This window comes from Candidatus Poribacteria bacterium (assembly GCA_026702755.1).
Taxonomy (GTDB): domain Bacteria; phylum Poribacteria; class WGA-4E; order WGA-4E; family WGA-3G; genus WGA-3G.
Genome location: JAPPBX010000068.1, coordinates 1 through 14,093, shown reverse-complemented (window position 1 = coordinate 14,093; position 14,093 = coordinate 1). Strand labels below are relative to the sequence as shown.

Sequence of the window (14,093 nt, the reverse complement as noted above, 5' to 3'; positions counted from 1 at the left end):
ATCCTTTGGATTGGTTATCAGTTTGTCTCGCAGTGAGAGTTGTCAGCGATCCGTAAAAGGTTTCTTTGTAGGAGCGACCTCCCAGTCGCAACTCCTAACTCTGATAACTGAAAGATTTTTCGCAGAAAAATCGTACTAATAACTGACGACTATTCCTCTGATAACTATTTATTATTTTAGAGTCTGGAGATTGTGAATTCTCAGACGCATACCCATATTGCCAGATGGGCGGAGACGGGAGGTAGTGGGACTACCCCAGCAATCCGTCTCCAACGTCCATTCGCGATGATACCCGATCCTCCGAAGAAAACCAAATAAAACCACGACGCTTGTTTAGAATATCAGTGACATCAAACGAGATATATGATATGCTTAAACCAGCACTGACAAGCTCCGTTTGGCAGTGCCGCGGTTGGGGAGACTACTATTCTCGCCCAACCATTCAATCCATATATAAACGGATTTTCCGGATGCCGAAAAATAGTATACCAAAAAACAAAATAAAATACAACAATTTTTTTATTGCAGTCCAATTTTTGCGATAAACCCACGCCCACCTAACAAATCTTCCCATCTTTCAATCCTGCAAATCCTAAAATCTTGTAAATCCTGATTCAGATTCTGACCCTCCGTGTCGCTAAATTTGACGGGCATTGTCTAACAAGCCCACTGCTTTAGCTTTGGGTCGAATGGGTAACGCCCGGGCAGAAGTCCAAAAAACATTTAATTTTTGCCTAAAAATGTGGTATACTTATACTACATGGTAGCGGTGGATTCCACCTCCTGCGAGGGAGTGCCACCGCCCCGTTTGGAAGCGGTATCACCATGTAAAGGAAGCACCATGTATACCACAAATTACAAACTTTTCCGTGCGCCACGCAATCGGAACTTAAAACGCAAGACGTGGATAGCACACACAATATGGAACTATTTCTTAGGTTGGCAACGCACCCGTCATGCCCTGGGGTTGCCCTATATGTCTTTCAAGGAGATGTCGCGTGAGTTTACCGTACTAAAGAACTCGCATCCTGAAATATTTGCACATTGGAGAGAACTCAATACGTGGTCAGCGCGTGAGATTCTCAAACGCCTGAATGAAGGTTATGTGCGTTTCTTTAAAGGTCTTGCCAAACGTCCTCCAAAGTTTCGGTCATGGCGAAAACCTTACTCGTTCACGATGTGCCAATCGGGTTTCAAGTTTGCGGATCCCGAGGAAGGCGATTTAGGGTTTGGTATCTATGGTGATCGCGTTCGGATTATGAAACGCGACTACCGTTTTAATCTCAGTCGCCCGATACTCGGAAATATCAAGACTGTCATAGTCAAAGCAGATGTGCTTGGAGATTTCTATATGTCCGTTGTAACAGACCATATCGCAACCGAAGTCACACCCAAGACGGGTAAAGCTGCAGGGTACGACTTCGGCATCAAAACGATGTTCACTTGTTCTGATAGTACACAACGCGAGTCCCCAGCATTCTATAGCACTGCACAGTCAGAACTCAAGTCTGCTCAACAGAAGATGTCAAGCAAGCAAAAAGGCAGCAACAACAGAGAGCGAGAACGCAAGAACTTTGCCCGTGTTCATCGTAAAATCAGACGACAGCGTGAAAACCATCATTGGAAACTTGCGAAGCAGCTTGTCCATCAATACGATGTGCTGTTTTTTGAGACGCTTTCCTTTGAAGGTATGAAACGCCTTTGGGGACGTAAAGTCTCCGATCTTGCGCCATACGCATTTCATCTGAAGTTGCGACACCAAGCGAAAAAGCACAGCAAGCAAGTCTGCTACATTGATAGATTTGAGCCAACATCAAAAACGTGTAGCGACTGCGGACAAATAGATATGTTGATAACGTTAGACATCCGTGAGTGGCAGTGTTCAGGTTGCAAGCGCAAACATCATCGGGATGTTAACGCGGCGATCAATATACTTAAGGTTGGGGCATCAACCTTTGGGTTAGAGGATGTAAGACTTGCGATCGCAAGCGGACCTTGTAGACTTCGTCCGAAGTCTATACCCCACGATCCACACAGAAAAGCAACGGATTCTTAGAGAATCCCACTGCTTTAGCTGTGGGAGTATGTCAAAAAAGCAGTCGCTTATGCTATAGTGGATTGCACGGTTTTAAACGAGGAGATAAAGCATGTTTGATGGGTACTCCCCAAACCAATTTGGACCTGGACGTTCTGCTGTCATCTGCCAACATGGGGCAGTCGCAACGAGCCAACCGCTTGCTGCGCAAGGCGGATTACAAATCCTACGCGAGGGTGGAAACGCTATTGACGCTGCGGTCGCGATGGCAGCGATACTCAACGTCGTTGAGCCGATGTCAACCGGTATTGGTGGGGATGCCTTCATGCTGGTTTACCAACCCAAAGACGGTGTTCTTCGCGGCTTAAACGCAAGTGGTCGGGCACCCTACGCAGCAGAACTGGAATTCTTTACCAAGCAAGGGTTAACCAGTATCCCTTCTTTCGGGAGTATGTATCCGGTTACAGTGCCGGGCACAATTGATGGGTGGTCAACACTTCTTAAAGAGTGTGGAACCATGCCATTAGCAGAAGTACTGCAACCTGCTATTGATTATGCAGAAAAAGGGTTCCCAGTCAGTCCACAGATTGGTCTCGCGTGGCAAGAAAGCGCGGCAATGTTGGCACAGCATCCCGATACGGCGCGGACATACCTCAACAATGGAAAAGCACCAGCACCAGGAGAAATCTTTCACCAACCGAATCTCGCACAGACCTTTCGACTGATTGCAGAAGGCGGTCGAGATGCCTTTTATGAAGGCGAGATTGCTGATAAAATTGTGAAGTTCTCCGATGAAAACGGCGGGCTGTTTACAAAACAGGACTTCGCTGAACACAGATCGGATTGGGTTGAACCGATTTCTACGAATTATCGGGGCTACGATGTCTATGAAATTCCACCAAATGGACAGGGTATCGCTGCACTACTCGCACTCAATATCGTTGAAGGCTTTGAATTCGGAACGATGGGGCATAACACTCCGGAACATCTACACTACGCAATTGAGGCAATGAAATTAGGCTTCTCCGATCTCTACCAATACGTGACAGATCCGACGTTTGTAGATGTACCGGTAGCTGGGCTGCTTTCCAACGATTATACGGAGAGTCAGCGAGCGCGTATCTCGCCGGGACGGGCGAATATGACACCAACTCCCGGTGTTCCGTCAATGGGGAGTGATACGGTGTATCTCTGCGCGGTTGACAGCGATCGAAACGTTGTCTCCTTCATCAACAGTATCTTCGCCGGTTTTGGGTCAGGTTTAGTTGCTGGTGATACAGGTATCATGTTACAAAATCGGGGCGCGGGTTTTTCACTCAACCCTAACCATGCGAATTGTATCGCTCCACATAAACGCACGCTGCACACGATTATCCCCGGTATGATCGGGCAAAACGGCGTTCCCTTAGTGACATTCGGGGTCATGGGTGGACAAATGCAAGCACAAGGGCACCTCCAATTTGTGTCCAATCTCGTAGATTTCAATATGGACGTACAAAACGCGTTAGACGCACCTCGATTCCGGGTGATGGATGACTCGCGGATTATGCTGGAGACAGGCATTCCGATGAATGTACAAGCCACGTTGGCACAGAAAGGACATCATATCATACCGGGGAACACGTTTTTTGGCGGCGGGCAAGCGATCTTCGTCAACCCATCCTTTGACACGCTTGTCGCCGGTTCAGATCCAAGACGAGATGGGTGTGCAGTCGGCTATTAACGAGAAAATACGGAGGTTCAGTTTAGCGAATTTCTTGACTTTTGGCTTGAATTAAGGTATAATATTAAAACTCGCAAACGGTTTTGACTCAAAAATTGAGAACCGAACCGAAGCATGTAAGCCCGCCAAACCGGTCGCGAATCATCAGTAACGCGATCGCTGATCGCCGTTGATTCCAAAGGCACTCTTGCCTTGGGGCGCGCTACCTCTGGCAGGATACAAGTAGTCAGCGTCCGATGTAAACCGTGCGAAACACCCTATCCAACCTTGAAAGCGAAGTCCGTTTTTCGATTGTTTGTACCCTTGGGAAAAGGGTGGGGCTAAGGCACGCAAACCTCGCTCGGCAGATTAAATATGGAATCATCTGGAATTGAGCGGCCGCTCTACAATGCCAATGCAAAAGAAATTATAGAAGGATGTATGGAGAGTCAATTTACAAATGTATAATGATTTAAAAGAAAAAGATGCTTGTGGCGTTGGTTTTGTTGCGAACCGTTTCGGAAATCGGAGCCATGAAATTATTAAAATGGCAACACAAGCTGTCACAAACCTGACGCACCGAGGTGCCGTAGCCGCTGATGCAAAGACAGGCGATGGCGCAGGTATTCTAACACAAATTCCGGAGAAAATATTTCAAAAAGCACTTGAGAAGCTTGGTATACACCTGAATTCGATAAATGACATGGGCATCGGAATGATTTTCCTGCCAAGGCACGACCAGGATGCTCAGACGCAAGGGCGCGAAATCGTTGAAAGCATACTACAGCAATACGGTGTTCCGCTCCTCGGATGGCGTTCAGTCCCTCAGGATCTTTCCGCACTCGGTGCTAAGGCGCTCGAAACGCTGCCGGAGATTCAACAGGTATTGGTCGGACGGCCAGAGCAACTTACCGATGACGCTTTTGAACAACGCTTGTATCTGATATGCAAAGAGTTAGAACATCGTGTCTCAGCGACCGAACTCGATGAATTCCATATCGCCTCTTTTTCGCATCGAACCATTGTCTATAAAGGATTGCTGGTAGCACCCCAACTTGATCACTTTTATCCAGATCTAAGAGATCCGGATTTTCAGGCAGCACTTGCTGTTTTCCACCAACGCTACAGCACCAATACCTCGTCTACGTGGATGCTTGCCCAACCCTTTCATACGCTTGCACACAACGGTGAAATCAACACCTTGATGGGCAATCGCAATTGGATGCGAGCGCGCGAAGCCGACTTGCAGTCCCCTCTCTGGAACGAACATATCCAGAAACTCGTCCCAATTATCAATCAACACGGAAGTGATTCAATGAGCTTGGATAACGTCTTGGAGTTGCTAACGCACTCTGGACGTGATATCCTACATGCTATGATGTGTCTAATTCCTGAAGCGTATGAGCAGATTCCAGATATGCCGGACGTGTTGAAAAACTGCTATGAGTACCTTTCATGTGTCAGTGAACCTTGGGACGGACCAGCAGCGGTCGCGTTTACAGACGGCGTTGTCGTCGGCGCAAGTCTGGATAGAAACGGACTACGGCCCGCACGCTATAAAGTCACAGAAGACGGAACCGTTGTTATGGGATCCGAAGTTGGTATCATTGGACTTGATGATAATAGTGTCGTCGAGAAAGGGCGTTTGGGACCCGGGCAGATGATTGCTGTTGACACAGCACATGGGAAATTGATAAAAGATTCGGAGATTAAACATAATATTGCCAAGCGGAAACCCTATGCCGAATGGGTAAAGAAAGGCATCGTGACGCTCCCAACGCAAAAGACTGATCCGAACACAACGATAGATACCGCTCCTGAGCAACTGGCGACATACCAGAAGGCTTTCGGCTATATGATTGAGGATGTCGAACGATTTATCAAGCCAATGGTAACGCAGGCTAAGGAAGCCGTCGGTTCAATGGGGGATGACACACCTCCTTCTGTGATTTCTCGGCATCCCCGTTCGCTCTACAGTTATTTCAAGCAACGTTTCGCGCAGGTTACAAATCCACCCATTGATTCAATCCGGGAACGTTTGGTGATGTCGCTCACGACTTACCTCGGACGACGGTACAGTTTACTCACAGAGACAGACGTACATGCGCGACTCATCCGGTTATCTTCACCTGTCTTGACAAATGAGGATTTACAAGCGTTACGAAATCTTGATATACCCGATTTTCAAATAGCGACACTCCCTGCTTGTTTCCCGGTAGCCTCTGGCAAACAAGGCTTAGGAGCCGCGTTGGAAGAATTGTGCCAGCAGGCTTCCGAGGCAGTCGATGCTGGGAAAACCCTGCTTGTGCTAAGCGACAAGGATGTCGGTCCTGATACCGCACCAATTCCGATGGCACTTGCTGTCGGTGCTGTCCATCACCATCTGATTCGAGAAGGCAAGCGGATGCGCGCAAGCCTCATCGCCGAAACCGGTGATGCAAGGGAAGAACACCATTTCGCTGTTCTCCTCGGTTACGGGGCAGCTGCAATCAATCCTTATCTCGCGTTCTCAACTATCGCTCACCTTGCTGAGGATGGTGAATTTGAAGAGCTCACAGCACCGAAAGCCATTGAAACTTATAAAGAAACTGTCGAGAAAGGGATCCTAAAGATTATGGCAAAGATGGGGATCTCGACGGTGTCGAGTTACCGCGGTGCCCAGATTTTTGAGGCACTCGGGATCAATGCAACGGTCATTGATAAGTGCTTTACAGGGACCACTTCGCGCCTAAGCGGCATCGGGTTTGATGAAATTGCCGCTGAGACGCTCCATTTCCACACAAAAGCGTTTTCCGGGAGCGATGGCGACACATCGTTAGAAGAAGCAGGCTATTTCCGATTCCGTAGAAACGGCGAATTCCATGCGTTCAATCCGGCAGTGTTTAAATCACTTCACAAATTTGTCAAGGGCGGTGAATCGGAGGATTATGAGAAATACGTTGCCGCTATTGAAGAGGGAGAACCCTCCAGTCTACGAGACCTCCTCGCCTTCAAGCCCAGCACGCCCATTCCGATTGAGGAGGTTGAACCAGCAGAAGATATTGTTCGGCGTTTTACAACCGGTAGTATGTCCTTTGGAGCGTTAAGTCGTGAGACACATGAGACCTTAGCAGTAGCGATGAATCGCCTCGGGGCGAAATCAGGAAGTGGAGAAGGCGGTGAGAGTAGCGCGCGCTTCAAACCACAACCCAACGGAGACCTTGCCTCCAGTGCTATCAAACAGGTCGCATCTGGACGTTTTGGTGTCACACCGACCTACCTCGCCTCGGCACGGGAATTGGAAATCAAGATGGCGCAAGGCTCGAAACCCGGAGAGGGTGGACAGATCCCTGGGCATAAAGTAACAGCCGAGATTGCCTCTATTCGACACTCTGTACCCGGTGTACCACTGATCTCACCACCGCCGCATCACGATATCTATTCCATTGAGGATTTGGCACAACTCATCTACGATCTGAAGCAAGCAAACCCGCGAGCAAAAGTCGCTGTGAAACTGGTATCTGAATTTCTGGTTGGAACGATTGCATCAGGCGTAGCAAAGGGGTATGCTGATGTAATACAGGTAAGCGGGCATGAAGGAGGCACCGGTGCTTCTCCGCTTAGCTCCATTAAGAACGCAGGCACGCCGTGGGAACTTGGAATCGCGGAAACACAACGCTCGCTTGTAACGAATGAGTTGCGGGATCGCGTGGTATTACGGGCGGACGGTGGCATGCGTTCTGGACGTGATATTGTCATCGCTGCGATGCTCGGAGCAGAAGAATACGGCTTCGGGACAATAGCAATGGTGGCAACGGGGTGTGTGATGGCACGTCAGTGCCACTTAAATACCTGTCCAGTCGGTGTCGCTACCCAAGATCCAGCTCTCCGTGCGAAATATCCCGGCACCCCTGAAATGGTTGTAAATTTCATGCTTGGTGTGGCAAACGAGGTCCGAGCCATTCTTGCTAATCTTGGACACCGAAGTTTGAACGATATTATTGGGCGTCCAGAGCTGCTTCAACCTGCCGATTTAGCAGATTATCCGAAGGCGGACACGCTGGACTTGAGTGAAATCCTGACACCTGCGGATCCAACTGGAACACAACCACGTTATCACCTGCAGGAGCGAAATGATCGCGATGGCGTTTCTCTCGATGATCAAATTTTGGCGGATGCAAAGCAAGCAATCGCGCAAAAAACATCAATTCAACTTTCCTATCCTATCCAGAATACGCACCGCACAGTGGGAGCGAAGTTATCCGGTGAAATTGCAGGGTGCTATGGCGATGCTGGCTTGCCTGATAGAACGATTCAGTGCGACTTTAAGGGCAGCGCAGGGCAAAGTTTCGGTGCTTTCTGTATCAGCGGTGTGCAATTTGTGCTGACCGGAGAAGCCAATGATTATGTAGGTAAAGGGCTGGCGGGTGGAGAACTTATTATCAAACCCACGTCAACTGCACCGTTCCGAACTTATGAAAATGCAATTATTGGAAATACAGTCTTGTACGGTGCTACAAGTGGGGCACTTTATGCAGCAGGCAGAGCCGGTGAACGCTTCTGTGTCCGAAATAGTGGTGCCACTGCTGTTGTGGAAGGTGTTGGCGACCACGGATGCGAGTACATGACCGCAGGGACCGTTGTAATCCTGGGCGAAACAGGTAGGAACTTTGGAGCAGGCATGACGGGCGGTACCGCGTATATCCTTGACAAGGAAGAGCAATTCGAGAAAAAGTACAACTCCGATTGGGTAAAACTGGAAAAAGTGACCGGTGAAACTGATATTAAAAACTTGCTGGCACTTATACAGAATCATGCGGTATACACCGGCAGTGAACACGCTGAAGACATCCTCACCAATTGGGAGGATTTCCTGCCACACTTTTGGAAAGTTGTGACACCGCCACCGCCACCTCTTCCCGCACCAGTTAAACTTAAACGGAGAGCTGCATCGCGGAGAGCACGAAAACGTTAAAGCCTTTTATGTCAGTGCCCTTCCCGCTACCGCTGGCGAGGTTTGTAACCTCATCCTTCCCGCTACCGCTGGCGAGGTTTGTAACCTCGCTCTTCCGTATGAGAGAAAAAAGCAGCCGAAGCTGCCTTTTTTGTTAACTGCGTTGCAGTCTTCAGTCTTCTTCCGAGACCGCGAAAGCGATTTCAAGCCCCTCCGTTTTATTGGAGCATTGTTCGCTCATTCTACGACATCAATAACGACCCCGTGTTTTGCACGCTTACCTGCTTTGATAATTAGGGTGCTGACTTGGTTTTCATGGGCTGCAATGAAAAGTTCCATATCTTCCAGTGTCAACATCTCCTGATCATCAATCGAAATCCGTCCGTCAGGGCTAATGAAGAGATTAAACTTCTGCCCTGTGGACTCATGCTTAGTTGCGGAATTCGGTAAAGTGGCAGTAAAAGGCGGGGGAACCCGCATGACAACAGATACCATGAAGAAAATAAGCAACAAGAAGACACAATCAATCATTGGTGCCATCGGAATTCCATCATCGTCGCCTGTTTTCTTCCGTCGAGACATGTTCAAAGCCATCTGAATTCTCCTTAGACTTAGACAAGTACCAAAGAATAACGTTTCATTTACATTATTGCTAACACCTATTCGGAAGGCCTAACAGGATGAAATTGTCCAAACTATAGTTAGTCTTAAAACACCTGAAAGTTTATGAGGTTACGCGTGTTCTTCAGATGATTCTTCTGGTTAGTACGTTTTACAGGGATATCGATTATTAGGTAAAAAAAAAGGCAGCCGAAGCTGCCTTTTTTATTAACTGCATTGTGCAGTCCTCAGTCTTCTTCCGAGACCGCGAAAGCGATTTCAAGCCCCTCCGTTTTACTGGAGCGCTGTTTCGCTCGTTCTACCACGTCAATGACAACACCGTGTTTTGCACGCTTATCTGCCTTGATAATTAAGGTGCTGATCTGGTTTTCGTGGGCTGCAATGAACAGTTCCATATCTTCCAGGGTCAGCATCTCTTGATCATCAATCGAAATCCGTCCGTCAGGGCTAATGAAGAGATTGAACTTCTTCCGTGTAAATTCGTGCTTTGTTGCGGAATCGGGTAAGGTGATGGTGAAAGGCGGTTGAGCTTTCATGACAGCAGACACCATGAAGAAGATGAGCAACAAAAACACACAATCAATCATTGGTGCCATCGGAATGTCATCATCATCGCCTGTTTTCTTCCGTCGAGACATGTTCAAAGCCATCTGAATTTTCCTTCTATAGAGAGTGAAGGGCTATTACTATCGCGTGAGATACGTCAGTCTCTCGCAACAATAGCGAACCCGATTTTATCTATACCTGCCTGTTTCGCGATATCCATCACTTGCACAATCTGCTCATGAAGCACGTCTCGCTCGGATTGGATAATCAGCATGCTTGTCGCTTCATCAGGAGCGTTGATGAACCTATTGAACATTTCATCAATCTGGACAACCTCATCATTTAGCACCATAGTGCCTCTGTCATCGCCAGGTTCCGGGTTCGCGATTCGGACGGTCAATCCTTTCGTTTTATCGGGCGATGGTTTCCCCGGTGGGGGTAGCTGCACCCGAAGACCTGGAATCGGCGAAAAGGTTGTTGAGACCATGAAGAAGATCAAGAGCAAAAACACACAATCAATCATAGGGGCCATACTGAGCGTTGGTGGTTTGCGTTCCCGAATCTTGGTCGCAAGCAGACTCAATTTCTGGTCTCCGTTGACTTGTGCCATTCAGAATCTCCTTTCTCATTAATAAGAATTAGAAGGGGCGAGTGAAACACCCACCCGTTCCATTCCAAGAATAGACTAAGCGTCGCCGCCTTCACCAACAATCAGCTGGTTCACGATCTCGGTAGAAACCTGAGAGATCTCAACCATGTGTCTGTTAACCCAGCTATCGAAGAGTTGGAAGAAAATCAGGCAAGGAATAGCAACTGTCAAGCCAGCAGCAGTTGTGAGAAGTGCCTGTGAGATACCACCGGCGAGCTGCTGCGGGTCACCAGTACCCTCAAGCGCGATTGTTGTAAACGCACTAATCATACCTGTAACTGTTCCGAGCAAACCAAACAGCGGAGAAACGACTGCAACTGTACCAAGAACCGGTAGGTTCCTTTCCAGCTCAGGAATTTCAAGGAGGCTTGCCTCCTCAATGGCTTCCTGAATTTCTTCTTTGCTAATATCGCGTTCCTCAATTTGGGCTTGGCTGTATCGCAGCAATCCTGCTTTAAGGACATTCGCAAGCGGTCCACCAGCTTCTTCGCAAGTGGAAACGGCTTCCATAATGTTCTCTTTACGTAGTGAATCAGCAATACTGGCGATAAACTGTTCGGTTCCAATTCGAGAGCGGTTCCGGACAAAGGTGAAAAGCCTTTCAATAATGAAAGTCAATGCCGTAATGGAACAAAGCGCGAGCGGCCAGAACACAAATCCGAACTTCTGGAAGAAAGTAATGATATTGTCTTTCTTGGTCATCTTCAGTGGCACGAAGTGGTCACCACCATTAACAACTGTAACGGGTTTACCAAGCCGATCACCGTATCCTTCTCTATAGATACTGATGAGGTAACGACCTGCTGGAACACCGGAGCGTTCATAATCACCGTTCGCATCCGTTGTCGCTTCATATTCCTCGCCACCTTGGGCAACAATCTTGACTTGAACGCCTTCGATTGGGCTCTGTGCCGTGGTTGTATCAACGATTTGACCTCGGACAGTTCCACCGCTTGCGTCTTGGGCGTAGGCAACGCCGACAGACATGCTGACACAAGCAATTAAAATTAACACCAAACTTAAACGAGTCATTCGTTCTGATCCTCCTTAGGGTAACTTGCCGAGCGCGTTGGCAAGTCTCTCAAAATCATCTCATAAAGTGTTGTGGGAACCTCGCCCAACAACTCAATTTGGCTAACATTTGAGTGTTTCAAAACTACACAAATTTTCAGGTTGGATAGGTCCGGTCTCGGGACTGTTCCTTCCACTTACAACGCCATTTTCATTAAAAAACACCTGAGTGCTTAAGAAGTTACGCGTTTTGTTCAGGCATTACAGAAAATGGCAGCAGGGGTAATATTGCGAGACATAAGATCACTGGACACGATCTCTTCGTGTCCAGTGATCCAAATATCATCTAGAAACCCATCATTGCTCGGACAAACGTCGTATTACTCGTCGTATGGTCAAGCAGGATGGTGGTTCGCCGGTAACCAGCGAGGATAACAATGTTAAACCCAAGCCATTCACCGCGGTTGATTGCTTGGACCTCAAATATCCGTGTTCGCAGGTCCGGTCGGAAGAGGACTGGGACATCCTCATCTTCTGGGAAGTTTGTCAAATAGTTCTTGAAATTATTATCACGGTTAGTGAACTTCCTATATTGGAAACCACCGAGAATGTTCATTCGTTGCGTGAACTGATAGTCAAGCCGTACGCCGAGCACATCCTCACGACTTCTACGGTTGAAGCGTAAGTATTCGACGGGTTCGTCATCAGTCGGAACAAACAGACGTGGGTTAAGGGCATCCCCAATTTCTTCCGCACTGCGATCGAAAGCACGATCCCAGATATATTTGACCATCGGTGTCAGCGTCAAATCTTCACCGATTCTGTCAACGAAGGGGAGGTCACCGAGCGGAATCTCGTATCTTGCCTTGAGAATCGTCTGCTGGTTACGAATATCCCGTTCTGGATAACGACGCTTCTTCCAGTTTTCAGAATCATAAATTAAGCCCGGGTCCTCGGGGTCAAGAGCGTTAATTCCGTGGTCTGGATAGAACGGAAATTCACGCCTTTCACCGGCGGCTCGAACTTGCTCAACGGGTACCATAAAGTCAACGCGCTGATCAGCATTCAGCGGATCATCTTCGTCTCCTGAGCCCTCAACATCCAAGAAAATCGCGTCTGCCTCATCTTGTTCAAACTGTTTTTGGAGCACGACGAGGAACTTCGCTTCAAGCGTGAGGTTGGGAACAGCAGTATAGAGGAACTGCAGCGTTGTCGTGTTCACACGAGCATTATAGAAGTCAAGTTCGTCAGAAATTTGAACAGGCTCTAACTCGCCAACACGAAGGGTAATGGTGTAATCTGGAATATCGTCGCGAACTCGGACGAAGCGGTTTTGGAAAAGTACAGTTCCAAAGTCCGGAATGTCACGTTGATAAGTAACGTGTAGGTATTTGGAGTCGTTCTGCCGGCGGCTGGAAACTTCATTTTCGTTGAGCCACCCAACTTTGAGTGAAAGGTTATCAAGAAGGTCATATTCGGCGAAAACGTGGTAGCCTTCCCTGTCTACTCCATACTCATATTGTGGTTCAAAATCATCCTCAAGAGAATCAATCGTACCGTTGTTGTTCAGATCGACGAGATCGGTAAACACTGGTGGATCAGCATCGAAGATGAGGAAGTCTTCTTGGAAGTCCAAAACACCGTTCTGGTCTCTGTCATCGGCGCGCGGTAAGACTCCATCAAAATCAATGTCATCCGGCCAATCGTCATCATCATCATCATCTTCAATGAGGGCGTAATTAACTTCATCCCACGGATCTTGTTCAGACTGAGATTCGGGGGTACGCTCCAGTGAGTAGGGCTGGTCTCTATCGGTGTTAGAACCAAAGTTGAGGTAGGTTGTCGTGTAACCCGGATCGATGTGGTAGTAGACACCTTCAAGGTACAACTTCCCGAAACGAGATTTGAGTTGGACGAACCATGCGGTCTCTCTTCCCATTTCTCCGTCACCGCTTTCATCAGTTCCACCACCGCCCAATCTGGCTTCAAAGCGCTCACCTTCGGTTTCCGAATAGGTGGGTACGCCATTGCCATCTAACGGCAAACCTGTCGCCGGATCAATGGAAATGCCGGTTTCTTCCTCACCATCTTCACCTATGATAGTCGGCTTAAGTCTACTAAATCCAATCTGATCTTTGGGGATCGTCGGATATTGCTTATATTTACCATTAATAGAGTAGTGAGCACGGACGAAAACATTGCCGACAGTACCTTCTAAATCAAGACCATAGAGGAGTGCTGCGCGTCCCGCACCATAGCGATAACTGATTTTGCGGGGCCTGCCTTCGCCTTCCCAATCGCTCGGATTGTCAAGGAGACTTGAGCGGTTACTGGTGTAATCTGAGGATTGACCGTAGTTGCCAGGTGCTTGAATAACATCACGATATGGCATCTGGATGTGACCATCTTCGGTCTTAATCCACTCTTGGATTTCCGGATCTGATTCGGCTTTGTTCGCATCACTGAATCCGATGACAGCAATGTTATAATCACCGGCTACAATTATATCAAAAACGACCGATTGAACGGTACGTGGATCAATATCGTGATCGGCAAAAACAAGATCATATTTCATTTTGTTGAAGCCGTCGACAAT

8 protein-coding genes are annotated in these 14,093 nt (G+C 48.0%); 3 read left to right on the top strand and 5 right to left on the bottom strand.

Going from position 1 to position 14,093, the window contains the following annotated elements:
- Positions 1–841 precede the first annotated feature (841 nt).
- The 3 genes from OXH39_12210 to gltB all read left to right on the top strand — a co-directional run bounded on the left by OXH39_12210 (position 842) and on the right by gltB (position 8,691).
- Positions 842–2,056: a transposase gene (locus tag OXH39_12210; protein ID MCY3551214.1), complete on the top strand. Its 1,215-nt coding sequence runs from the start codon at positions 842–844 to the stop codon at positions 2,054–2,056.
- 91 nt (positions 2,057–2,147) lie between these two features.
- A complete protein-coding gene (gene ggt, locus OXH39_12205; protein MCY3551213.1) occupies positions 2,148–3,758 on the top strand; it encodes a gamma-glutamyltransferase in 1,611 nt (536 codons plus the stop codon).
- Between the two features lie 439 nt (positions 3,759–4,197).
- Positions 4,198–8,691: a glutamate synthase large subunit gene (gene gltB / locus OXH39_12200; protein ID MCY3551212.1), complete on the top strand. Its 4,494-nt coding sequence runs from the start codon at positions 4,198–4,200 to the stop codon at positions 8,689–8,691.
- A gap of 216 nt (positions 8,692–8,907) precedes the next feature.
- Here the strand turns inward: gltB and OXH39_12195 are convergent, their stop codons facing one another.
- From OXH39_12195 to OXH39_12175, 5 genes are all read right to left on the bottom strand, one after another.
- A complete protein-coding gene (locus tag OXH39_12195) occupies positions 8,908–9,264 on the bottom strand; it encodes a biopolymer transporter ExbD (GenBank protein MCY3551211.1) in 357 nt (118 codons plus the stop codon).
- Between the two features lie 254 nt (positions 9,265–9,518).
- Positions 9,519–9,941: a biopolymer transporter ExbD gene (locus tag OXH39_12190; GenBank protein MCY3551210.1), complete on the bottom strand. Its 423-nt coding sequence runs from the start codon at positions 9,939–9,941 to the stop codon at positions 9,519–9,521.
- 53 nt (positions 9,942–9,994) lie between these two features.
- Positions 9,995–10,447 (bottom strand): biopolymer transporter ExbD, encoded by a 453-nt coding sequence (locus OXH39_12185; GenBank protein MCY3551209.1) that lies wholly within the window; start codon positions 10,445–10,447, stop codon positions 9,995–9,997.
- A gap of 75 nt (positions 10,448–10,522) precedes the next feature.
- Positions 10,523–11,518 (bottom strand): MotA/TolQ/ExbB proton channel family protein, encoded by a 996-nt coding sequence (locus tag OXH39_12180; protein MCY3551208.1) that lies wholly within the window; start codon positions 11,516–11,518, stop codon positions 10,523–10,525.
- A 325-nt stretch (positions 11,519–11,843) separates the two neighbouring features.
- Positions 11,844–14,093, bottom strand: a 2,250-nt coding sequence (locus OXH39_12175) for a hypothetical protein (GenBank protein MCY3551207.1), incomplete at its 5' end; no start/stop codon positions are given.